Genomic DNA, 22,103 nt, shown 5'->3' with positions numbered 1-22,103 from the left:
TCAAACGCCTTGTGCTCAGAATGTGTGGTTCACGCCGAACATCATGCCCGTCTGGCTTCCACCCGCCACTGGATTGCTACCTGCTGCGCCACCACTGACGGACACGGCCGACAGACTGTCGTTCTGGATCGAACCCATCTGGGCATAAAGAGTGGTGTGCTTGGACATTTTGTACAGCGCACGCACTGCCAGCAAGCTGGCATCGTAGTTACTGACATCCTTGTAGCTCAACTTGGCATAGGTGCCGTCGAGCGTCCAGGCCGCCGTGAGTGGGTAGGACGCACCAAAGTACCAAAGATCGCTCTTGGGTTTGATCACACTGCCATCGTTGTTGCGACGAATCAGGCCTGCCGCCACTTTCATGCTGGACAACTTCATATAACCATTCACCATCAAACGGCCATCGGTTTGGGCACTGGTGGTCAGGTTTGCCGCAGCCCAGGAGCCTGCACCACCATTGATCGCGTCATAGGCCAAAGCAGCGCCCCAGCTTGGGGTGTCGTACTTGACCATGGCCGACCATTCACGGCAAGCCTGCGCATCGGCACCGTTTTCACCGGCACAACCGGTCGCCGCAGGGTTGCCCCCAGTCACGGTATCACGGCCCAAACTGTAGGTGCCGCCCACCGTGACATTGCCAAACTTGCCTTTGTATGCAATCGAGTTGTCAATACGTGAGTTGGGAATGTAGTTGTCCAAAGAACCAATACCATAGACCGCAGGGCCAACAATGTCCGAATCCAGAACAGACCAGAACAACATGGTCCATTGGCGCCCCAGCGTGACCGCACCCCAATCACCACTGAAACCCACGGTGGACTGGCGACCAAACAGGCGACCGCCCTGCCCTGACGCGCCGGTGTCTGGTGCAAAGCCCATCTCCAGTGTGTAGATGGCGCTCAAGCCACCCCCCAGGTCTTCCTTGCCACGAAAGCCCAGGCGCGATGGAATGATGCCGGTGTTGGACGGCATACGCGTGAGGCTGCCACCCGCAGCGGCAACATTGTTCAGGGACTCAATGCCAACGTCCATCATGCCGTAGATGGTGGCGCTCTGCGCATAAACAGCACTGGTAAAGACCAGTCCGGTTAAGGTAACTAAGTTTGCAATTTTCATGGTGTCTCCAAGGTAAAAGTCATCGTTATTGACGGTGCACAGTCTTTGAAATCTGTTGTATTGAGCAACTGAATCTTTCAGCGGATTCGTGTCATTCGGAGGATGTGCCTGTCTTCTGGCTGCTGAAATGGGTAGGGGCTCCATCGCCACCGGTGTTTTTTTTGCGCGCCGCGCCCAGGTAGGTATCGATCACACGCGGATCGGTGGCCAGATCCTTGGCCGGGCCACTCAATGCGATTTCACCCATTTCCAGCACGTAGCCGTAGTCGGCCGTCTCCAGTGCCGCACGGGCGTTTTGCTCGACCAGCAAGGTAGTCACGCCGGTTTGGCGCAAGGCATCAATGGTGCGAAAAATCTCCTTCACCACCAGCGGGGCCAGACCCAGACTGGGTTCGTCCAGCATCAGCAGCGTGGGGCGCGACATCATGGCCCGGCCCACCGCCAGCATCTGACGCTCCCCACCCGACAAAGTCCCCGAGGCCTGTTTGCAACGCTCTTGCAGGCGTGGGAAAAGCTGGTAGACCACGTCCAGTTGATCACGCCACTTGGGGTTGTTCAGTCGCACCTGACGAAACGCCCCCAGTACCAGGTTGTCTTCCACACTCATGCTGCCAAACAACTCGCGTTTTTCCGGCACCAGGGCAATACCCAGCATGACACGCTCTTCCAGCGACAGCACATTGATCGGCTGCCCCTCAAATTCAATCTGGCCTTGCGCGGGCAGCACACCCATCAAGGCATTCAGAAAGGTGGATTTGCCTGCCCCATTGGGCCCAATCACCGTGATCACGCTGCCCTTGGGGGCTTGCAGGTCAATACCATGCAGAACTTCGGCGCGGCCATAACCAGCGCGCAAGCCTTTGACGGTTAAAACAGGTTGATTCATGGTGTGACTTTCAATGTTCCACGCCCAGGTACGCTGCACGTACCTTCGGGCTTTGCTGTACTTCTTCCGGCGTGCCCTGCATCAGCAGGGTGCCAAACTCCATTACCACAATGTGGTCGGTCACGTCCATCACCAGGTCCATGTCGTGCTCCACCAGCAAGATGCTCATGCCCTCGCTGCGCAGCTGGCGCAGCACGGCGGCCAGGGCTTGTTTTTCCTTGTGGCGCAGACCGGCGGCGGGCTCATCCAGCAGCAGCAGGGCCGGGTCGCTGCACAGGGCGCGGGCAATTTCCAGCAGGCGCTGTGGGCCCATCGCCAGGTTGCCTGCCAGCTCGTGCATCACATGGCCCATGCCAATACGTTGCAGTTGGCGCGCCGCTTCACGCAGTAGACTTTGTTCTTCGGCACGATCCAGACGCAACATGCTGGAGATTGCACCTTTCTTGCCGCGCAGTTGTGCACCCAGCGCCACGTTTTCCAGCACGGTCATTTCAGGAATCATCTTGACGTGCTGAAAGGTGCGGCTCATACCCCGCTGGGCAATCTCACGCGAAGACAAACCGCTGATAGTTTGGCCCCGAAACTTCACCACACCCGAGGTCAGGCCCAACACGCCGGTGATCAGGTTAAAGGTGGTGGACTTGCCCGCGCCGTTGGGACCAATCAGGCCGACGATCTGCCCGGCCTGGATGGAAAAGCCAATGTCTTTGACGGCAATCAGGCCACCAAACTGCTTGCGAATGTCCTTGACTTCCAGTACCAGATCACCCAGAGCCGGTTTGACACGCTCAGGCAAAGGAGCCGCCTTGTGCCAATCTTCCACCCGACGGGGCTTGGGTAACCAGCGCCCAACCAGTGACCAGACACCGTCAGGCAGATATTTCAGCACCAGCACCAGCACAATGCCAAACACAATCACCTCGTAGCTGCCGCTGGTACCCAACAACTTGGGCAGCAGCACCTGCAGCTCGTCTTCCAGCAGCTTGGTCATGACTGCACCGCTGATGGCTCCCCAGACATAACCGGCACCGCCGAGTACCGTCATGAACAGGTACTCAATACCCATCTTCAGGCCAAACGGCGAAGGGTTCACCGTGCGCTGAAAGTGCGCAAACAACCAGCCAGAGAGACTGGCAAACAGCGCCGCAATCAAAAAGATGCCCACCTTGTGGCGCAAGGTGTCCACGCCCATGGCTTCGGCCATCAGCGTACTCGCACGCATGGCCTTGATGGCGCGGCCGGTACGCGAATCCATCAGATTCAGCAACGCAAACGCGCCCAACAGCACCATGCCCCAGGCCAGCACAAAGAAGCTGCGCCCCCGGCTGATGTCCCAGCCCCAAACGGTCAGCGCGGGCACACCCAGAATGCCGTCGTATTTGCCCAGTGCATCCAGATTACCCATCAGGTAATACAGCGACAAACCCCAGGCAATAGTGGCCAGCGGCAGGTAGTGGCCCGACATACGCAAGGTAATCCAGCCCACCACCAGCGCACTGATGCCGGTAATGAACAGACCGGCAAACACCGTCAGCCAGGGTGACCAGCCCATGTGGACGGTCAGATAAGCGCTGGTATAAGCCCCGATGCCGACAAACGCCGCCTGACCAAACGAGGTCAGTCCACCAATACCGGTGAGCAGCACCAGGCCCAGAATCACCAGGCTGTAGAGCGCAATGTAGTTGAGCTGGGTAATCCAGAAATCAGGCACGGGGGACACCGCATACAACAGCATGCAAGCCACCACCAGCACGCGCTGAATCTTGGCATCGTGCGCCCAGTGTTGAAGTGTGGAGGGAAAAGACATCTCAATGTTCCTCGGAATGGCCGCCAGCGACCGAGCGCCAGAGCAGAATGGGCAGCACCAGGGTGAACACAATCACCTCTTTGAACGCGCTGGCCCAGAATGAACCAAAAGACTCCACCAGGCCCACAAACAGCGCACCCAGCGCGGCCAGCGGATAACTCTGCAAACCACCCATCACCGCCGCCACAAAGCCTTTGAGACCAATCAGAAAGCCGGAGTCGTAAAACACCGTGGTGGTTGGGCCAATCAACAGCCCCGACAGCGCACCAATCAGGGCGGCCATGGCAAAGGTGGCTTGCCCGGCACCATGGGTGGAGATACCCATCAAGCGTGCACCCAGCCGGTTCACCGCCGTGGCCTGCAAGGCCTTGCCGTACAGCGTGCGGCTGAAAAACTGGTACAGCAAGACAATCAGCGCCACAGAGGTCAGCATGATGATCAGCGCCTGCCCAGTAAGGGCCAAGCCACCAAACTCCATGCGTTCATCCCAGAACGAGGGGTTGCGAAAGCCCTCTGCCCCAAAAAACAGCAGGCCCAGGCCAGTCATGGCAAAGTGCACCCCCACCGACACAATCAACAGCACCAGCGAACTGGCATCGGCCAGCGACTGGAAGGCCAGCCGGTACACCAGCGGCCCAAACGAGGTGACGATGGCCACCGTCAACAATGCTTGAACCAGCAGCGGCAATTGGTGTGGAGCCGCCCAGATCGATAAAAGGGAAACCACCAGAGGCCCGGCCAAAGTGATCAAACCGGCTTTCAGCGCGCGCCGCACGTCACCGGTGTGTTGCCAGCTCAAACGCACATCCATCACCGCCGCCAACACCGCCATGATCAGCAGCATCCAGACCGTGCCGGGCACTTTGCCAGCCTGAAAGATGGCCAGGGTCAACGCGCCATAGGCGACAAACTCCCCCTGCGGAATAAAGATGACCCGCGTCACAGAGAACACGAGCACCGTGGCCAAACCCAGCAGGGCGTACACCGCCCCGTTGGTGATGCCATCGAGCAGCAAAATGCTGGCAATTGAGAAGTCCATGATGGGCCCAGTAAAAATAGAAATCACCCCAAAGGCGGCCCTTCCCGGGCAGCCTTTGACCTCGTACAAGCAGAGGTGTGAGCAGGAGGCTGCTTACTCGACTTTCCAGTCGCCATTCACCACCTTGAGCATCACACCGGTCTCGTTGGTGTAGCCCCAGTGGTTGTCATGCGTCCAGTTCAGCACGCCATGTGACACCACGGTGCGGCCCATGGTTTCCATGGCATCACGCAAAGCGGTACGGAATTCCTTGGTACCGGGTTTGCCTTTTTTCAGCGCCATGGGAACAATTTTTTCCAGCACCAGCACCGCGTCATAACTGTGCCCGGCGAACTGGTTGCGTGAAGCCGGGCCGTAAGCTTTTTCGTACTGCTGCACAAAGTCCATGGAGACCTTTTTGGACGGATGGCTGTCAGGCAACTGCTCGGCAATCACCGCCGGGCCAGACACCACATAGGCACCTTCCACCGCTTTGCCGCCCACACGCATCAGGTCACGCGAGGCAGCTGCGTGGGTCTGGTAAATCTTGCCCTTGTAGCCACGGTCCACCACCGCCATGTGGGGCATGGCTGCACCGCTGCCGGAGGCCACGATCAACATGGCATCCGGGTTGGCTGACACCAGCTTCAGGGCCTGGGCTGTGACACTGGTGTCCGAGCGGGCAAATCGCTCGGTGGCAATCAGTTTGATACCGCTGGCGGTGGCGGTGGTGGTGAAATCCTTGAGCCAGCTTTCGCCATAGGCATCGGTGTAACCCAGGAAACCGACCGTCTTGACACCCTGTTTTTTCATCAGTGCAACCATCGCATGGGCCATCACATCGTTGGATTGCGGCATACGAAAGGTCCAGGCATCTTTGCCGGGAGGAAGTACCGCAGGTGAAAATGCCAGTTGCACGGTTTCGGCTTCAGCGGCCACAGCGGCCATGGGAATCGCCACGGGTGTCGCAGCTGAACCCATGATGATGTCGGCCTTGTCTTCAGTCACAAAACGTTTGGCGTTCTTGACACCATTGGTCGGGTCGGTGGCATCGTCCAGCACGATGACCTTGAGCTTTTCTCCTGCGATTTCCGTAGGCCAGAGTTTGATCTGCTTGCCCATGGGAATACCCAGACCCGAGGCCGGACCAGTCAGCGGCAGACTGATGCCGATGGTGATCTCGGCCATGGCGGCACCGGTGGCCAGGGCTGTGACAGCGGTGGCGATAAGGGTTTTAAAAATTTTCATGGTTTAGTCTCCAAGTGGTTTTATGGCAGGTAGCGCGGGGAAAACAGGGGTAGCTCAGCAAAACAGGGTCAAGCACACAAAGCCTTGATGTCGGCGGGCACCGGAATGGCTTTGATACGGTCAGGGTTGTCTGGCAGGCGCATGCAAAAGGCACGCACCTCGGTGCCTTCACACAGCAACTCGTCACCCCGCTTGATGATGTGGCGGTGGATGAATACCTTGTCGCGCCACTCTTCAATGCTGGTGTGCACCTGCAGCGTCTCGCCATAGGTGGCCGGGCGCTGGAACTTGGTGTTGATCTCCAGCAGCGGTGTGCCGATGATGCCGGTGGTTTTGACCAGCTCACGCCAGGGTGGCACGCCGCACTGCATAAAAAAGTTCAGCGACGAGGCATCCATCCACTTGGCAAAGTTGGGAAAGAAAACGATGCCGGCCGGGTCACAGTCGCCAAACATCACGTTCACTTCGTAAATAACAGTTTTGCTCATGGCCGGTCTTTAGCGTGGCGCCAGGCGCAGTGCGCCATCCAGGCGGATCACCTCGCCATTGAGGTGGCCGTTGCTGACGATGTGCGCAGCGAGCTGGGCAAATTCTTCAGGCTTGCCCAGACGCTGCGGAAACGGAATGCTGGCCGCCAGCGACTGTTGCACCGTTTCGGGGAGCGTGGCCATCAGTGGCGTGGCGAACAGCCCCGGTGCGATGGTGCAGACCCGAATACCGTGCTGCGCCAGATCACGCGCCATCGGCAGCGTCATACCGGCCACACCGGCTTTGGAGGCGCTGTAGGCCTGCTGGCCAACCTGGCCATCAAAGGCGGCCACCGAAGCGGTGAACACCATGGCACCCCGCTCGCCGTCTTCCATCGGTTCCAACTTCGCGCAGGCGGCGGCAAACAGGCGGGCCACGTTGTAGGTGCCGATCAGGTTGACGTTGACCACGCGCACAAAGTCTTCCAGCGGGGCCGGTGAGCCGTCACGGGCGATGATGCGTTTGGCGGTGCCAATGCCTGCTATTTGCATCAGGATACGCGCCGGGCCGTGGGCGGCGCTGGCGGCATCCATGGCGGCTTGTACGCTCTCGGGGTTGGTCACGTCGCACAGGCAGGCCACGCCGCCAATCTCGGCAGCCACTTTCTCGGCGTTGGCCAGATTCACGTCCAGAATCGCCACTTTGGCACCCAGGCGGGCCAACTCACGGGCGGTGGCTTCGCCCAAGCCGGAACCACCACCGGTGACCAGCGCTGCTTGTCCTTGAATGTTCATGTTGAATACTCTTGTGTGTGAGGTTAAATACTATTAACTTTATAGCTACTAGCGCTTGTTTTATAAGCGCTAGAGGCCACTTTTTCTTATAAATTGTGAGTCTTCAGACGGCTTGCGGGTTTTCCAGCAGCAGGGCAATACCCTGACCGCCGCCGATGCAGGCACTGGCCACACCAAAGCGTTGGCCGCTGCGTTGTATTTCACGCGCCAGCGTCAGCGTCAGGCGCACGCCGGTGGCCGCCAGGGGGTGACCCAACGCAATGGCACCGCCGTTGACATTGAGTTTGTCCATGTCCAGCCCCAGCTCACGCCCCACCGCCAGGGTTTGTGCACCCTGGGCTTCGTTGATCTCAAAGCGGCCAATGTCATCGAGTTTCAGGCCGGTGCGCTCCAGCAGCAGGCGAATCGCCGGGGCCGGGCCAATGCCCATGATCTCGGGTGGTACACCCACCACCGCTGCGGCCACCACGCGAGCCAGCGGCTGCTTGCCCTCAGCTCGGGCGTAAGCTCCACTGGCGACCACGGCGGCGGCGGCGGCATCGACCAGCGCCGAGCTGTTGCCACCGGTTTGCACACCACCAGGGTAGATGCTGCGCAGTTTGGCCAACACCTCCACCGGGGAGGGGCGTGCGTGCGTATCCTGAGCCACCACAGCGGTCTTGCCTGGCAGCTTGATGGCGCGGGTGGTGTAGCCCGCCAGTTCAAAGTTTTCGCTGATCACTGGGGTGATTTCACCGGTGTGAAAACCACTTTCCTGCGCCGCCACTGCTTTAGCAAAGGAATTGGAGGCAAAGGCATCGACTTCCTCGCGGCTGATGCCGTACTTTTTGGCCAAGTTCTCGGCGGTCTGGATCATGTTGACCGAGGCGGTAGCATCGTTCAGGCATTCCCACAAAAAGTCCTTGAACTCCACCGGCGCACCCAGCTTGAAGCCGGTGCGGTGGGTGAACGAGGCAATCGGGTTGCGTGTCATGTTCTCGGTGCCGACCAGCAGCGCCACGTCGGCACAGCCGCTCTCAATTTGCTCCCCGGCCTGGCGAAACAGCTCAAAGCCGGTGCCGCAGATGCGTTGTGCCATCAGTGCAGGAACCTCTTGCGGCACCCCGGCGTACAGGCCAATGTGGCGCGGCAGCATGAACTGCTCAAAGTCGCCGGGGGCCATGTTGCCGGTCAGCACCGAGTTGACGTGCTCGCCCGGCACAGCCGTGTGCGCCAGGGCAGCACGGGCCGCTTTGATGCCCAGGTCAGTCGGGGAGATGTGGCCAAGTGCGCCGCAGTAGTCCACCATGGGGGTGCGCATGCCACCCAGCATCCACACGTCTTTGAAAGCGTTGAAGAATCCTTTAGTTGCCATGTTCATGAGCCCTCAGACAGCCAGTGGTTTCAGAATCGTGTGCAGCGTGTCGTCATGTAACGCCGCTACGGTTTCGGCACGGTGGGCCAGCACTGCACGCTGGTTGATCGAGCCCTTGTCGGTGACCTCACTGCGGTCAATGGTGGGCGGCTCGGCCAACAAGCACATGCGGGCAATACGACCAGCACTGCCGGTAGCCGTTTTAGCCAATTCATCCAGCACACACTGGAATTGCGCCAGCACCGGTGCACTGCACAACACATCCGCCATGGGGGTGTGATCAGGCAGGCCGCTCAAGACCCGTACCGCTGGTGTCGGGAACACCATGGCACCCACTTCCTTCAAATTGAGGCCGGTGAGCACCACATCCTGAATGTAGGGTGCACCAGCGGCAATGATCTTGGCACGCAAGGGGCCCACACTGACAAAAGTGCCGGTGGCGAGTTTGAAGTCTTCGGCAATACGGCCATCAAATTTCAGGCCCTGGTGGACATCGGTTTCGTCAATCCATTTGACCGCGTCGCCCGAGCAGAAAAAGCCTTCTTCATCAAAGTGTTCCGCCGTCTCGGATGGGGCACGCCAGTAGCCGGGGGTGATGTTGGGGCCGCGGTAACGCACCTCGGTCTTGCCGTCCATGTCGACAAGTTTGAGCTCCATGCCGGGTGTGGGTACACCCAGGTCACCGGCTTTCACATTCGGGTTGGTGACAAAAATCGCAAACGGGCCAGACTCGGTCATGCCCAGGCCGGTAGCCATGACGATGCGCTCGCCAATTTCTCTTTCTTCGGATTCAAACAGGCTGTCCCAGATCGGCTGGGCCAAAGCTGCACCGGCGTAGAAGAACATCTTGACCCGTGACAGCAGGTTCTTGCGCAGCTGGTCATCGGTCTTCATGGCGTTGGCAATCGCCTCAAAGCCGGTGGGCACGTTGAAGTACACCGTGGGCGCAATCTCGCGCAGGTTGCGCAAGGTTTCACCCATCAGCGCCGGGGTGGGCTTGCCGTCGTCAATGTAGAGCGTGCCGCCATGGTAAATCGCCATGCCAAAGTTGTGGTTGCCGCCAAAGGTGTGGTTCCAGGGCAGCCAGTCCACCAGCACCAGGGGCTCTTCGGCCAGCACCGGCATACTTTGCGCCATTTGCTGCTGGTTGGCGCACCACATGCGCTGGGTATTGATCACCGCCTTGGGCAGCTTGGTAGAGCCACTGGTGAACAAGAATTTGGTAATGGTGTCCGGCCCGGTGGCGGCCATGGCCGCATCAACCTGTGTCGTGGCTGGCGTGGCCAACAACTCGGCAAAGGTGGTGCAGCTGCGCCCCTCTATCTGGCCATTCGTCAGGACCACCTCGATGTCGGAGCTCAGCGTAGCGCTGATGGCCTTGCCAAACAACGCCGCATCGGCCGCAAACACCAGACTGGGGGAGACTGTACGCAACACATGGCGCAGCTTGTCATAGTCCTGACTGATCAGTGAATAGGCTGGCGAGGTTGGCACATAAGGCACTCCGGCAACCAGACAGCCCAGAGCCAGCAAGGCGTGTTCCAGGTCGTTCCCCGAGAGAATCACCACCGGGTTTTTGGAACTCAGACCACGCTGGATCAGTGCCTGCGCAATATTGCGGGCGCTGGCCCAGGCCTGGGCATAACTTACCTTGACCCAATCGCCCGTGCTGCCGTCAGCGAGTTTCTCGCGCCGTGCCATGAAGATGCGATCCGGCGCGGTTTCTGCCCAATGTTGCAAGCGGTCGGTCATACGTGCCGGGTAGTCATTTAATGGCTGCTCGGCGCGCAAGTAATGCACACCTGGTTGCCCATCCTGTATGGCCACACGGGTGACACCAAAGGTCATCGGTCTATATTTATGCTCTGTCATGGTTTGTCTCCATCGGATGTGTTTTTTTGTGCGTAGCGCGGAACGATCAACCCCCATGGGGGCGCAGACCTCAGCGGATCAGGTTTTTTTGACCTTGTCAGCCCGGCCTTCGAGGAAGGCGCGCACACGCTCCTTGGCCGCCGGGGCACTCTGGGCAATGGCGGCCATCATGGCTTCGGTCATGAAGCCCTGATCAGCAGGCTGATCCGCAATACGCGGCAGCACATGGGTCAAGGCGTAGTTGGTCATGGGGGCATTGCCGGCAATCCGCAGCGCCAGTTCACATGCCTTGTCAAAGGCCGTGCCCGCAGGCACCAGGTATTGCGCCAGACCAATACGTTCGCCATCTTGTGCGTTGTAAACCCGCCCGGTCAGCATCATGTCGGTCATACGAGCGGTGCCGATCAGGCGCGGAATACGTACCGCACCACCGCCACCCACAAAAATACCGCGTGAACCTTCAGGCAAGGCATAGAAGGTGGTGTCATCGGCCACACGGATATGGCAGGCACTGGCCAGCTCCAGGCCACCACCCACCACGGCGCCGTGTAATGCCGCAATCACCGGTACCGGGCCGTATTGAACGTGTTCGAGTGCGGCATGCCACATGCGGGAATGAAACACCCCCTGACTGGCATCACGCTCTTGCAACTCACTTAAATCAAGACCGGCACAGAAGTGTTCACCTTCACCGTCAATGACCGCGGCACGCACACTGGCAGGCATTTTTTCGAACAAATCACGCAAAGCCAGAATCAGGCCGTCGTTGAGTGCGTTGCGCTTGGCAGCGCGGGTAAGGCGAATGATGCCAACTTCATGTTGTTCGCCGTAGAGTTCAAAGTGAATGTGTTTTTTGCTCATGGTGTCTTTCGTTATTGGGTTCAATTATGGTTATAAACAATAACTGTTTCAATCCTAAAATTCACTCATTTCGTCGGTGTTTACCCTAGTGCCGCGTTGTCTTTTTGCAAAAATAGAAAAGACCCAGGGAGATTTGGCAAAAGCAAAAAAAAGCCCTGACGACACCGTTGGGTGGCGTCAGGGCTTTCAAGGTTTTCAGTGGCAAAACGAAGGCGTGACCTCCATGCCTAAAACCAACTCGCGCGATGACAGGTCTTGCAAGATAAGCGGGTTTTCAGACCCCCAGGTAGCTTGCCAAGGCCGGGCTGTTGGCCACGTCATCCGCCCTGCCCTGCAACACCACTTGCCCCTTTTGCAGCACCACGGCGTGATCAGCATGGGCCAGCACACGGCGGTAGTCGCGGTCGACAATCAGCGTAGCGATGCCGCTTTGGCGAATCTCGCCAATCACGCGCCAGATGTCGGCGACGATCAGTGGGGCCAGGCCTTCGGTGGCTTCGTCCAGCACGATCAGCTCGGGGTGGGTCATCAGCGCGCGGCCGATGGACAGCATTTGCTGCTCGCCGCCGGAGAGTTGCGCGCCCAGATTCGTCAGGCGTTCCTGAAGGCGCGGAAAGGTCGCCATCACCCGCTCAAACGACCAGTCATTTCGACCATCAACCCCCCGGTGCGCGGCCATCACCAGGTTCTCGCGCACGGTCAGGTTGGGGAACACGCCGCGCCCCTCGGGCACGTAAGCCACACCCAGGCGGGCCACCTGGTGCGGCTTGAAGCGCGAGGCATCTTTGCCAAACAGCGTGATGTGACCATCGCGCTGTGCCACATGGCCCAACAGCGTGCGAATCAGCGTGCTTTTACCCATGCCGTTGCGCCCAAGCAGGCCAACGGTCTGGCCGCGGGCAATCTGCAGGGACGCGCCGTGTAACACATGACTGGAACCGTACCAGGCGTGGATGCTGTGGGCATCCACAATCAAATCGGCCGCCTCGGGGGACAGAGAGCGAACGGGAACGTGAGGGTTGGTGTGTGTCATCTCAATGTTCCCCCAAATAAGCGATGCGCACTTCGGGGCTGTTGCGCACAAAGTCGGGTGTGCCACAGGCGATCACCGCACCGTTGACCATCACCGTGATGCAGTCCGCAATACGGAACACGGCATCCATGTCGTGCTCCACCAGCAGGATGGCGTGGCTGGCTTTTAACTCGGCCAACAGGGTGAGCATACGCTCGGTTTCTTCGGCCCCCATGCCGGCCAGCGGTTCGTCCAGCAGCAGCACCTGTGGTTTTGTGGCGAGGCACATGGCAATTTCAAGCTGGCGCTTTTGGCCGTGTGACAGCAGCCCGGCCTCTCTTTCCAGCAAGTTGTCCAGCCCGGCACGGCTGACCGATGCGCGGGCACTGTCCATGCTGGCGCGGCAACACTGTGCATCACTCCACCAGGTCCAGGGCTTTTGCACGTTGGCTTGAGCCGCCAGGCGGCAATTCTCCAGCACGGTGAAGCTGGGATAAATGGTGTTGCGCTGGTAGCTGCGCCCCAGGCCTGCGCGAGCGCGCCGAGGTTGTGACCAGCGGGTCACGTCCTGGCCCAACAGCGCCACTTGGCCACTGGACGGCGGGATTTCGCCGGACAAAATATTGATCAGCGTGGACTTGCCTGCGCCATTGGTGCCGATCACGGCATGCACCGTGCCACGTTGTAATTCCAGCGACACCTTGTTCAGCGCCAGCAAGCCGCCCCAACGGCGGGTGATCTCGTGCCCACGCAGCAGTATTTCAGACTCAGCCATGTGACACCTCCGTCAGCGCATCTTCACGTACCCGGCCAGAGCGGCCGCGCAGGCGCGTGATCACCTGATCGGGCACACCCACCAAGCCACGTGGCAGCAGTGCTACGCTGGCAATGATGGCGAGGCCCAGGCCCAGATGCCAGTGTTTGGCAAACTCGCCAAAAATCGCCTCGGATTTGAAAAACTCCTGCAACAGCGCAAAGGCAAAGGCCCCGATCAGCGCGCCGCGCAAATGCCCCAGCCCACCCAGAATGATCATGATCAGCACCTCACCCGAGAGATGCCAACTGATCAGCTCGGGGTTGACAAAACCATCCTTCACCGCAAACAAGAAACCTGCCAGCCCAGCGATGCCGCCAGAAATCACAAACGCCGCCAGCTTGTACGGGTAGGTTGAAAAACCGGTGGCGCGCATGCGCTGCTCATTGACGCGAATGCCGGCCAGGGCTCGGCCAAAGCGCGAACGCAGCAGCAGTGTCAAAAAGCCAAACACGCCCACCAAGCAGGCCAGCGTGAAGCCGTAGAAGGCCTGTGGCTTGTCCAGGTCCAGCAGCGTGCCCAGCACCGGTTTGCTCATCAGGTAGATGCCATCGGTGCCGCCACCCAGCGGGGTGTCATGCACCACGTAATAGGCCATCTGCGCAAAGGCCAGCGTAACCATGATGAAGTACACGCCCTTGGTGCGCAATGACAGGGCCCCCACCAGCAGCGCGTAGAACGCCGCCAGCAACACACAGGTGGGCAACAGCCACAGCAGCGAGGGTGCTCCGTCTTGCGGGGTCAGCAGCACGGTGGCATAGGCCCCGATGCCAAAAAACGCGGCCTGGCCAAAACACACCAGGCCGGTGCTGCCCACCAGCAGCTCAAGGCTCAGCGCAAAGATGGCAAACACCATGATCTTGGTGACCAGATCCACACCGTATTGGCCCGCCATCAGCGGCCACAGGGCCAGCAGCGCAAACGCAGCGGCAACGAATAGAAATTTGGAAGTTTTCATAGAGGTTCAGCCGGCCTTGAACAGACCATCGGGCTTCCATAGAAGGATCAGCGCCATCAGCACATAGACCAGCACACCAGAGGCTTGGGGCAGCAGCACCTTGCCAAAGGTATCGACCACACCAATCAGCAGCGCGGCCAAGAGTGCACCGCGAATCGAACCAATGCCGCCAATCACCACCACCACAAAGCAGATGATCAGCACCGTGTTGCCCATGCCGGGGTAGACCGAGGACACTGGCGCGGCGATCATGCCGGCCAGCACCGCAATGGCGACACCAGCGGCAAACACCACGCGGTAGAGGAACTTGATGTCAATGCCGAGCGACTGCACCATCTCGCGGTTGCTGCTGCCGGCGCGGATCATCATGCCCAGCCGGGTGCGGGTGAACACCCAGTACATGGCCAGCGCCAGCGCCAGGCACACGCCGGAGATAAACAGCCGGTAGACCGGGTAGGTCATCAACTCACCCAACGGCAGCGTGCCCGACAAAAACTCGGGTGGTTGCACGCCGTGCACATCGTCACCCACCAGCAGGCTGCGCAGCTCCTCAAACACCAGGATCAGGCCGTAGGTCATCAACACCTGTTGCAAGTGGTCACGCTCGTACAGAAAACTAAAGAACGCCCACTCCAGCACATAGCCCAGCAGCACCGCCAGCACCAAGCCGACCAGCAGCGTGGCAAAAAAGCCGCCACCGAAAGTGCCGCCGACGATGGGTGCCAGCGCATAAGCCATGTAGGCCCCGATCATGTAGAAGCTGCCATGCGCCAGGTTGATGACACCCATGATGCCGAAGATCAGCGTCAGGCCAGAGGCCACCAGAAACAGCAGCAGCCCATACTGCAATGCGTTCAGGCACTGGATCAGAAAGGTGGAAAAGTCCATGAAAAATCCGTCAAAGAGATGCCATTTATGAGGAAAACAAGCCTCTAGCGCTTGATGTACATGCGCAAGCAGCTATGACTTTAATAGCTTTTGATGGTATCTGTAGGAGCGGCGGCAGCCGCGAATAGCGCGCTCATCCAGCGCTCCTACGGAGTCAAAGCTGGTTTACAGCTTGCAGCCGCGCCCCGGATCAGCCAGCGCCTTGCTGGCGATGTTCACCAGCTTGTTCTCTTTGCCACCCACCTGGCGCAGGTAGATGTCCTGCACCGGGTTGTGGGATTTGGACAAGGTGAACGGGCCACGCGGGCTGTCGATCTTGGCTTTCTCAATCGCGGCGGTGAACTCGGCCTTTTTGCCCATGTCGCCCTTCACGGCGTTCAGGCCCACGGCCAGCATTTGCGCCGCGTCATAACCTTGCACCGCGTACACGTCGGGTTGCAGTTTGTAGGTCTTGGCGTACAGCAGGCGGAAGGCGTTGTCGCGCGGCGTGTTCAGGCTGTCGGCATAGTGCAGCGTGGTCAGCAGGTCTGCCGCATCCGCACCCTGGGCATCCAGCGTGCCGTCGGTCAGGAAGCCTGCGCCATACAGGGGCACGGTTTTCTTCAAACCGGCTGCGGCGTAGTCCTTGACAAACTTGACCGCGCCGCCACCGGCAAAGAAGGTGTAGACCGCATCGGGCTTGGCGGCGGCAATCTCGGTCAGCAGCGCCTGGAATTCCACGTTGGGGAAGGGCAGGGTCAACTCTTTCACCACCTTGCCTCCGGCTTTCTCAAACGACTCCTTGAAGCCACGGATCGACTCATCCCCGGCGGCGTATTTCCAGGTGATGGTCACCACTTTTTTATGCCCCTTCTTGGCCACCACTTCACCCATGGCGTAGCCAGGTTGCCAGTTGGAGAACGAGCTGCGGAAGATGTTGCTGGCGCACATCGGGCCAGTCACCGCATCGGCACCGGCGTTAGGCACGATCAGCACCGTGCCGGTGTCTTTGGCGACCTTGGCCATGGCCATGGCCACGCCGGAGTGGACTGAGCCAATCAGCACGTCCACGTTGTCACGCTTGATCAGCTTGTTGACGTTGTCGGTGGCTTTGGACGGGTCGGACTCGTCATCCACTTTGACAAACTCGATCTCGCGCCCGGCCAGCTTGCCGCCTTGCTCGGTGATGTGCAGGCGAAAGCCGTTTTCAATGGCGTTACCCAAGGCGGCGTAAGTGCCGGTGTAGGGCAGCATCAGCCCCACCTTGAGTTTGGGCAGGCCCTGGGCCAGGGCCGGGAGGGCGCTCAAGGCAGACAGGGCTAGCGTGGCAATGGCGCGGCTGATCAGGGTGCGGCGGGATGGGTTCATGGTTTGTCTCCTGTTTGTTGTGTGATAAAAGCGCTGGCAGTAGCAATCAGACGGTCAGCCTGATCACGGTGCGGGGAGTGACCACAATCGCTCAATTCGAGCAACTCGGTGTGTGGCACGCGTCGGGCGATGCCGTGAATTTGTTCCAGCGTTCCGTATTCGTCGTCCAGCCCTTGCACCGCCAGCAGCGGGCAGCGGATGGCCTCGATCTCGGCCTCAATCGACCAGGCACGAAACGGCGGGTGCAGCCAGATGTTGTTCCAGCCCCAAAAGGCCGAATCGGGATCGTCGTGGTACTTGGCCAGGCGTTGGCGCAGGTCGGTTTCAAGATAAGCGGTGCGGGCTTTTTCAATGCTGGTGACCGACAAGTTCTCCACCAGAATGTGCGGGGCCAGCACGATGGCCCCGGCCAGCGCCTGCGGGAACTGCGCGGCATACAGCAGCGTGATGGAAGCACCATCGCTGTGACCCAGCAGCCAGGGCGGCTGCGCCACCGGGTCAATGCCGACCGCGCGCAAAAAAGCGGGCAGCACCTCATGGGCCTGCTGGTGCATGAAGTCCAGGCCCCAGGCCTCATCTGCTGCACGTGGTGTGGAGCGGCCATAACCGGGGCGCGAGTAGACCAAGCCACGGCAACCCACCGCGTCACACAGGCGCTGCGGAAAATCCCTCCACATCGCCAGTGAACCCAGGCCCTCGTGCAAAAACACAATCAGTGGTGTCGACTTACGCTCGGGGGCGATCCATTGGTGTTCGATACGCACCATGCGCCCGGCCCAATCAACCTCAACAAAAGCCACAGCTTGACTCATGGGTGGGTGGCTTCCAGTTCACGCAGTTTGAAGCGCTGGATCTTGCCGGTGGCGGTTTTCGGCAGGTCGTCCACAAAGGTGATCTGACGCGGGTATTTGTAGGGGGCCAGCTTGTCTTTCACAAAGCTTTGCAACTCGGCCTCGGTCGCCTGTGCGCCGGTTTTGAGTACCACAAAGGCCTTGGTTTTGGTCAGGCCCTGCGCATCGGGCACACCAATCACGGCGGCTTCCAGCACCGAAGCGTGTTGCACCAGCGTGGCCTCGACCTCGAACGGCGACACATAGATACCGCTGACCTTGAGCATGTCGTCGCTGCGCCCACCGTAGGTGTAGCTGCCATCCATGTTGCGCACGTATTTGTCGCCGCTTTTGGTCCAGCCACCCTGGAAAGTTTCGCGCGTTTTGGCGCGGTTGCCCCAGTACATCATGGCCGCCGACGGGCCACGGATGTACAGGTCGCCAGGCTCGCCGTCGGGCACGGCAGCGCCATCGTCACCGCGCAGCTCAATGTCGTACCCAGGCACTGGCCAGCCAGTGGTGCCGTAGCGCACCCGCTGTGGCGTGTTGGACAGAAAGATGTGCAGCATCTCGGTGGAGCCAATGCCGTCCACAATGTCCACGCCAAAGTGGCGCTTGAAGCGCTCGCCCAACTCGGCTGGCAAGGCCTCACCGGCGGACGACACCAGGCGCAAGGCCACGTCACTGCGTGCAGGCAAGTTGGGTGAAGCCAGCATGCCGGCAAACCCGGTGGGTGCCCCGTAGAACACCGTGGGCTTCACACCGCCCACCTGGCCCAGCCAGCGTTTGAAGGTGGCGTCGGGCGTGGCGCGTTCACCCATCAAAATGGTGGTGGCCCCAACACTCATCGGAAAACTCAGCGCATTACCCAGACCATAGGCAAAAAACAGCTTGGCGGCAGAAAAACACACATCACGCTCGGTCAGGGCCAATACCCCTTTGCCGTACAACTCTGCTGTCCAGTACGGGTTGCCGTGGGAATGCACCGTGCCTTTGGGGCGGCCAGTGGAGCCCGACGAATAAAGCCAGAAACCGGGGTCGTCCGGGCTGGTGGCTGCAGGTTTGTTCAGCAGCGACTGGGCTTGCACAAAGGTTTCAAACTCCACCTCAGCCGGGTGCAAGGGTGCCACCGGATGCGAGACAATGACCTTGCCCACCTCGTGGTCCGACTTGGTCATGGCGGCGGTGAGTGCAGGCAACAATGCGCCCGACACCAGCACCGCCTGGGCACGGGAATGCTCCAGCATGTAGGCGTAGTCATCGGCGGTCAGCAGCGTGTTCACCGCCACCGGCACGATACCGGCATACATGGCCCCCAGAAAACTCACCGGCCAGTCGTTGCAATCATGCATCAAGAGCAGTACCCGTTCTTCGCGTTTGATGCCCAAGCCACGCAGGCCTGCAGCCACACGGCGCACCCGCTCGTCCAGATGGCCATAGCTCAGCATGCCGTGGTCGTCAATGAACGCGGCTTTGGCGGCGCGCTGGCTGTTACACACCAGCAGGTGCTGGGCAAAGTTGAACACCTCGCCCGGAGGTGTGACGTTGGGGATGCTTGATACGTTCATGCTGTTGTCTCGCTCGTTTTTTAAAAATTGACTTGATGTGCTGCGTTTCAGCCCCAAGAGATTCCAGATTGTTTTATTGAATAAATTGGCCTGTAGCGCCTTCCAAATAAGCGCAAGTTGCTATTATTTTTGATACAAACAGGCCCATCAACCATGGTTCAGGTGTTGAAGGTGGACAGCACCGCCGTACTGGCCTGCACCGCACTGCACCGGTGGTAGAAGCCCAGGGCTCGCAAGCCCCCCAGTTCCTCCCCTCCCCCCGCACGGCCCGGCCCGCCATGTAAGGACTGCGGCATCACGTTGCCGTGGCCGGTGTGCAACTGGCCCACGTCCGGCGAGATCACATGCACACGGCCATGGCTGTCGGCCAGTTCCAGCGCCGCAGCGCCCAGGCTGGCCGGGTCGCTGCCATAGAGGGAGGCCACCAGTGAGCCCTGGCCACGACGCACCAAGGCCAGTGCATGGGCGGTATCGCGGTAAGGCAGCAGCGTGGCGACCGGACCAAACACTTCGGTGTCATGTACCCGGTCTGCGCCATCGGCATCACGTGCGCCCAGCAAGGTGGGGCCGACGCAGCAGGCGATGGCCGGGTCGGCATCCACCAAGGCATGGGTGGCACCGTCATGCAGGGTTTCGGCTTGTTGCTTCAGATAGTCCAGACCTTCGCGCACGCTGGCCAGTTGAGCGCGGTTGACCAACGCGCCCATGCGCACCGATTCGTTGCGCGGATTGCCCACCGTGGTTTTGGCAAGCCGGGCAGAAATTGCTTGGGCGGCGGCATCAAAGCTGGCCTCAGGCACAAAGATGCGGCGAATAGCCGTGCATTTTTGCCCGGACTTGACCGTCATCTCACGCGCCACTTCTTTCACCAGCAGGTCAAAGGCTTCGGTGCCCGGCGCGGCATCGGGCAAGAGCAGCGCCGAATTCACGCTGTCGGCCTCGATGTTGACGCGCACAAAACGCTGCGCCACCGCCGGGTGCGAGCGGATGACAGCGGCAGTCTCTGCCGAGCCGGTGAAAGACACCACATCCAAGGGCTGCAAGGCATCCATCAAGCCTGCCGAGCTGCCGCAGATCACTGACAGTGCGCCGGGTGGGAAGATGCCCGCATCGACCACGTCCTTGACCATACGCTGGGTCAGCCAAGCGGTGGTGGTGGCGGGTTTCACAATCACCGGCACGCCGGAGAGCAAGGCCGGGGCAGCTTTTTCCCACAAGCCCCAGGCCGGGAAGTTGAAGGCGTTGATGAACAGCGCCACGCCGCGGGTCGGCACCAGTACATGTTGCGACTGGAACAGCGGGTCTTTGCCCAGTCGGGCCGCTTCACCGTCCAGCATGAAGTGCCGGTCACCCAGAGCATCCCCCAGCTTGGCGTAGCTGCCCAGCGTGAAGATCGCACCGTCAATGTCCACCGCAGAGTCGTTCTTGACCGTACCGCTGTTGGCGGTAGCAATTTCATAGTAGGCATCGCGGTTGGCTTGCAGCACCTTGACGGCGGCTGCCAGCATGGCGGCGCGCTCACGGTAGCTCAGCGCTCGCAGCGCCGCGCCGCCTTGGTTGCGGGCAAAGGCAAAGCCTGCGGCCAAGTCCAGGCCGGTGGCATCCACCCGCACCAGCTCGGTGCCGAGCACGGGGTCCAGCAAAGTGGTGCCAGTACCGCTGCCGGTTTGCCATTGGCCCGCCAGAAAATTGGAAATCAGTTCAGTCATGGTGGTGGGATTAGCGGGTAAAAGTGATGCTGCCTTCAGGCAACAGGTAAAGCACCAGGGCGCGGCCGCCGGTGACGGTGGGGCGGTGGGCGCTGCCGGGTGGGCACACCAGCCAACCGGCGGGGCGGCCATCAAACTGCGCGCCTTCGTCCAGCGGCATGATCAGGTCAATCTCGCCGTTGGGGTGGGTGTGGTGCGGCCCTGCAATGTCAGTCATGTCCACCACATCGACTGAGAAGCCGTGTATGTCTGGGGCGGGTTTGAAAATGCGGCCGTAGCGAATGCCGCCGCCTTCGCGATCACACAGCCAGCCTTCGCTGGCCCCGGCTTGGCAGCTTTTTTTCAACTCTTCATAGGTGGTGCTGCCCACGCCGTGTTGGGCATTCAGCCAGTCATCCAGATGGGCATCAAGGGGGCGACCGGCCAGTTGGGCGCTAAGCTGCGCGATCTGGTCACGAAATTGGGTGGGTGACATGTGTCAGTCTCCGTGGTTACATTATTCTGCTTGCACCATGCAATAATATGAATTATTGTGCAAGTACGAACCATAAATCGCATTCACCCCTATGTCAAGCACTATATTGCATAAATCCGGGTTAACACCTACTGCAAACCCTTCCGATCAAGATGCCTTGCAGGCCCTCATCCATCACCCCGAGGGGGAAGAAGGAGATGAGAAAAATCCGTTTTTGGCCGCCCTGGGTGAGCGTGTACGTGCCTTGCGAGCGCGCCGCGGCATGACGCGCAAAGCCCTGGCACAGGTAGCCGATGTGTCTGAGCGGCACTTGGCGAATCTGGAATACGGCGTGGGCAACGCCTCGATCCTGGTGCTGCTGCAAGTGGCAGGGGCGCTGCAATGCTCTTTAGGGGAGTTGATTGGTGACGTGACCACCTCGTCCCCTGAGTGGTTGATGATCCGCGAACTGCTGGAGCAGCGCGACGATGCCACCTTGCAACGGGTGCGTATTGCCATTGGTGAGATGCTGGGCACGGGCGGTGGCAATGCCGCCTTGAGCCCACGTATTGCCTTGATTGGCCTGCGCGGCGCGGGCAAATCCACACTGGGGCAAATGCTGGCGGAAGACCTGGGTTTTCCCTTTGTCGAGCTGAGCCGCGAGATTGAAAAATTTGCCGGTTGCAGTGTCTCCGAAATCCAGGCGCTCTACGGCGTGAATGCCTACCGGCGCTACGAGCGGCGCGCGCTGGAAGAAGCCATCCAGATCTACCCCGAGGCGGTGATCGCTACGCCCGGCGGTCTGGTGTCGGATGCGGCGACCTTTAATGAGCTGCTGGCGCACTGCACCACCGTCTGGTTACAAGCCGACCCCGAAGACCACATGAAACGCGTCACCGCCCAGGGTGACCTGCGCCCCATGGCCGCCAGCAAAGAGGCCATGGAAGACCTCAAAGGCATCCTGCATGGCCGTGCCGCTTTCTATTCCAAGGCGCAATACAAACTCGATACCAGCGCCCAGCCCTTGGGCCCCACGTTTAATGCCTTGCGTGACATGGTGCGCAAAGTTCTGCAACTTCCGGTCTGAATCTTTTTCAAA

20 protein-coding genes are annotated in these 22,103 nt (G+C 60.0%); 1 reads left to right on the top strand and 19 read right to left on the bottom strand.

What is annotated here, in order from left to right:
- Positions 1-15: 15 nt before the first annotated feature.
- The 19 genes from LDN84_RS11055 to LDN84_RS10965 all read right to left on the bottom strand — a co-directional run bounded on the left by LDN84_RS11055 (position 16) and on the right by LDN84_RS10965 (position 21,025).
- Positions 16-1,116: a porin gene (locus LDN84_RS11055; RefSeq protein WP_223912504.1), complete on the bottom strand. Its 1,101-nt coding sequence runs from the start codon at positions 1,114-1,116 to the stop codon at positions 16-18.
- A gap of 91 nt (positions 1,117-1,207) precedes the next feature.
- A complete protein-coding gene (locus tag LDN84_RS11050) occupies positions 1,208-2,002 on the bottom strand; it encodes an ABC transporter ATP-binding protein (protein ID WP_223912501.1) in 795 nt (264 codons plus the stop codon).
- A 10-nt stretch (positions 2,003-2,012) separates the two neighbouring features.
- Positions 2,013-3,809 (bottom strand): branched-chain amino acid ABC transporter ATP-binding protein/permease, encoded by a 1,797-nt coding sequence (locus LDN84_RS11045; protein ID WP_223912498.1) that lies wholly within the window; start codon positions 3,807-3,809, stop codon positions 2,013-2,015.
- A 1-nt stretch (position 3,810) separates the two neighbouring features.
- Positions 3,811-4,848, bottom strand: a complete 1,038-nt coding sequence (locus LDN84_RS11040) for a branched-chain amino acid ABC transporter permease (protein ID WP_223912496.1) — start codon at positions 4,846-4,848, stop codon at positions 3,811-3,813.
- Between the two features lie 93 nt (positions 4,849-4,941).
- Complete coding sequence (locus LDN84_RS11035; protein ID WP_223912493.1) at positions 4,942-6,075, bottom strand: ABC transporter substrate-binding protein; 1,134 nt, start codon at positions 6,073-6,075, stop codon at positions 4,942-4,944.
- A gap of 68 nt (positions 6,076-6,143) precedes the next feature.
- On the bottom strand, positions 6,144-6,563 hold the full coding sequence (locus tag LDN84_RS11030; protein ID WP_223912490.1) for an acyl-CoA thioesterase: 420 nt from the start codon (positions 6,561-6,563) through the stop codon (positions 6,144-6,146).
- A gap of 9 nt (positions 6,564-6,572) precedes the next feature.
- Positions 6,573-7,337 carry an SDR family NAD(P)-dependent oxidoreductase gene (locus LDN84_RS11025; protein WP_223912487.1) on the bottom strand — a complete coding sequence of 255 codons (765 nt, stop codon included), beginning with the start codon at positions 7,335-7,337 and terminating at the stop codon, positions 6,573-6,575.
- A gap of 103 nt (positions 7,338-7,440) precedes the next feature.
- A complete protein-coding gene (locus tag LDN84_RS11020; protein ID WP_223912484.1) occupies positions 7,441-8,691 on the bottom strand; it encodes a thiolase family protein in 1,251 nt (416 codons plus the stop codon).
- A 12-nt stretch (positions 8,692-8,703) separates the two neighbouring features.
- Complete coding sequence (locus LDN84_RS11015) at positions 8,704-10,563, bottom strand: feruloyl-CoA synthase (RefSeq protein WP_223912481.1); 1,860 nt, start codon at positions 10,561-10,563, stop codon at positions 8,704-8,706.
- A gap of 78 nt (positions 10,564-10,641) precedes the next feature.
- A complete protein-coding gene (locus tag LDN84_RS11010; RefSeq protein ID WP_223912479.1) occupies positions 10,642-11,424 on the bottom strand; it encodes a crotonase/enoyl-CoA hydratase family protein in 783 nt (260 codons plus the stop codon).
- 274 nt (positions 11,425-11,698) lie between these two features.
- Positions 11,699-12,457, bottom strand: a complete 759-nt coding sequence (locus LDN84_RS11005) for an ABC transporter ATP-binding protein (protein ID WP_223912477.1) — start codon at positions 12,455-12,457, stop codon at positions 11,699-11,701.
- A gap of 1 nt (position 12,458) precedes the next feature.
- A complete protein-coding gene (locus LDN84_RS11000) occupies positions 12,459-13,211 on the bottom strand; it encodes an ABC transporter ATP-binding protein (RefSeq protein WP_223912475.1) in 753 nt (250 codons plus the stop codon).
- Positions 13,204-14,208, bottom strand: a complete 1,005-nt coding sequence (locus LDN84_RS10995; RefSeq protein ID WP_223912473.1) for a branched-chain amino acid ABC transporter permease — start codon at positions 14,206-14,208, stop codon at positions 13,204-13,206. The genes LDN84_RS11000 and LDN84_RS10995 overlap by 8 nt, the downstream gene beginning before the upstream one ends.
- 6 nt (positions 14,209-14,214) lie before the next feature.
- Positions 14,215-15,096, bottom strand: a complete 882-nt coding sequence (locus tag LDN84_RS10990; protein ID WP_223912471.1) for a branched-chain amino acid ABC transporter permease — start codon at positions 15,094-15,096, stop codon at positions 14,215-14,217.
- A 165-nt stretch (positions 15,097-15,261) separates the two neighbouring features.
- Positions 15,262-16,443: an ABC transporter substrate-binding protein gene (locus tag LDN84_RS10985; protein WP_223912469.1), complete on the bottom strand. Its 1,182-nt coding sequence runs from the start codon at positions 16,441-16,443 to the stop codon at positions 15,262-15,264.
- Positions 16,440-17,255 (bottom strand): alpha/beta fold hydrolase, encoded by an 816-nt coding sequence (locus LDN84_RS10980; RefSeq protein WP_223912467.1) that lies wholly within the window; start codon positions 17,253-17,255, stop codon positions 16,440-16,442. The genes LDN84_RS10985 and LDN84_RS10980 overlap by 4 nt, the downstream gene beginning before the upstream one ends.
- Positions 17,252-18,841 carry a benzoate-CoA ligase family protein gene (locus LDN84_RS10975; RefSeq protein WP_223912465.1) on the bottom strand — a complete coding sequence of 530 codons (1,590 nt, stop codon included), beginning with the start codon at positions 18,839-18,841 and terminating at the stop codon, positions 17,252-17,254. The genes LDN84_RS10980 and LDN84_RS10975 overlap by 4 nt, the downstream gene beginning before the upstream one ends.
- Before the next feature lie 158 nt (positions 18,842-18,999).
- Complete coding sequence (locus LDN84_RS10970; RefSeq protein ID WP_223912462.1) at positions 19,000-20,550, bottom strand: 3,4-dehydroadipyl-CoA semialdehyde dehydrogenase; 1,551 nt, start codon at positions 20,548-20,550, stop codon at positions 19,000-19,002.
- Positions 20,551-20,560: 10 nt separating this feature from the next.
- Positions 20,561-21,025: a DUF4863 family protein gene (locus LDN84_RS10965; protein ID WP_223912459.1), complete on the bottom strand. Its 465-nt coding sequence runs from the start codon at positions 21,023-21,025 to the stop codon at positions 20,561-20,563.
- A 91-nt stretch (positions 21,026-21,116) separates the two neighbouring features.
- Between LDN84_RS10965 and LDN84_RS10960 the strand changes: the two genes are divergently transcribed.
- Positions 21,117-22,091 carry a helix-turn-helix transcriptional regulator gene (locus LDN84_RS10960; RefSeq protein ID WP_223912456.1) on the top strand — a complete coding sequence of 325 codons (975 nt, stop codon included), beginning with the start codon at positions 21,117-21,119 and terminating at the stop codon, positions 22,089-22,091.
- Positions 22,092-22,103 lie beyond the last annotated feature (12 nt).

Source organism: Rhodoferax lithotrophicus, from assembly GCF_019973615.1.
Lineage (GTDB): Bacteria > Pseudomonadota > Gammaproteobacteria > Burkholderiales > Burkholderiaceae_C > Rhodoferax > Rhodoferax lithotrophicus.
The sequence above is the reverse complement of the archived record's forward strand: the minus strand, read 5'-3'. Positions and strand labels throughout refer to the sequence as shown.

Excerpts from the sequence above, each read along its gene's own strand:
- LDN84_RS10970 (WP_223912462.1), bottom strand. The coding sequence starts at position 20,550 with ATGACTGAACTGATTTCCAATTTTCTGGCGGGCCAATGGCAAACCGGC.
- LDN84_RS11045 (WP_223912498.1), bottom strand. The coding sequence starts at position 3,809 with ATGTCTTTTCCCTCCACACTTCAACACTGGGCGCACGATGCCAAGATT.
- LDN84_RS11040 (WP_223912496.1), bottom strand. The coding sequence starts at position 4,848 with ATGGACTTCTCAATTGCCAGCATTTTGCTGCTCGATGGCATCACCAAC.
- LDN84_RS11030 (WP_223912490.1), bottom strand. The coding sequence starts at position 6,563 with ATGAGCAAAACTGTTATTTACGAAGTGAACGTGATGTTTGGCGACTGT.
- LDN84_RS11025 (WP_223912487.1), bottom strand. The coding sequence starts at position 7,337 with ATGAACATTCAAGGACAAGCAGCGCTGGTCACCGGTGGTGGTTCCGGC.
- LDN84_RS11035 (WP_223912493.1), bottom strand. The coding sequence starts at position 6,075 with ATGAAAATTTTTAAAACCCTTATCGCCACCGCTGTCACAGCCCTGGCC.
- LDN84_RS10965 (WP_223912459.1), bottom strand. The coding sequence starts at position 21,025 with ATGTCACCCACCCAATTTCGTGACCAGATCGCGCAGCTTAGCGCCCAA.
- LDN84_RS11050 (WP_223912501.1), bottom strand. The coding sequence starts at position 2,002 with ATGAATCAACCTGTTTTAACCGTCAAAGGCTTGCGCGCTGGTTATGGC.
- LDN84_RS10990 (WP_223912471.1), bottom strand. The coding sequence starts at position 15,096 with ATGGACTTTTCCACCTTTCTGATCCAGTGCCTGAACGCATTGCAGTAT.
- LDN84_RS11015 (WP_223912481.1), bottom strand. The coding sequence starts at position 10,563 with ATGACAGAGCATAAATATAGACCGATGACCTTTGGTGTCACCCGTGTG.
- LDN84_RS11055 (WP_223912504.1), bottom strand. The coding sequence starts at position 1,116 with ATGAAAATTGCAAACTTAGTTACCTTAACCGGACTGGTCTTTACCAGT.
- LDN84_RS11005 (WP_223912477.1), bottom strand. The coding sequence starts at position 12,457 with ATGACACACACCAACCCTCACGTTCCCGTTCGCTCTCTGTCCCCCGAG.
- LDN84_RS10980 (WP_223912467.1), bottom strand. The coding sequence starts at position 17,255 with ATGAGTCAAGCTGTGGCTTTTGTTGAGGTTGATTGGGCCGGGCGCATG.
- LDN84_RS11020 (WP_223912484.1), bottom strand. The coding sequence starts at position 8,691 with ATGGCAACTAAAGGATTCTTCAACGCTTTCAAAGACGTGTGGATGCTG.
- LDN84_RS10975 (WP_223912465.1), bottom strand. The coding sequence starts at position 18,841 with ATGAACGTATCAAGCATCCCCAACGTCACACCTCCGGGCGAGGTGTTC.
- LDN84_RS10995 (WP_223912473.1), bottom strand. The coding sequence starts at position 14,208 with ATGAAAACTTCCAAATTTCTATTCGTTGCCGCTGCGTTTGCGCTGCTG.
- LDN84_RS11010 (WP_223912479.1), bottom strand. The coding sequence starts at position 11,424 with ATGAGCAAAAAACACATTCACTTTGAACTCTACGGCGAACAACATGAA.
- LDN84_RS10985 (WP_223912469.1), bottom strand. The coding sequence starts at position 16,443 with ATGAACCCATCCCGCCGCACCCTGATCAGCCGCGCCATTGCCACGCTA.
- LDN84_RS11000 (WP_223912475.1), bottom strand. The coding sequence starts at position 13,211 with ATGGCTGAGTCTGAAATACTGCTGCGTGGGCACGAGATCACCCGCCGT.
- LDN84_RS10960 (WP_223912456.1), top strand. The coding sequence starts at position 21,117 with ATGTCAAGCACTATATTGCATAAATCCGGGTTAACACCTACTGCAAAC.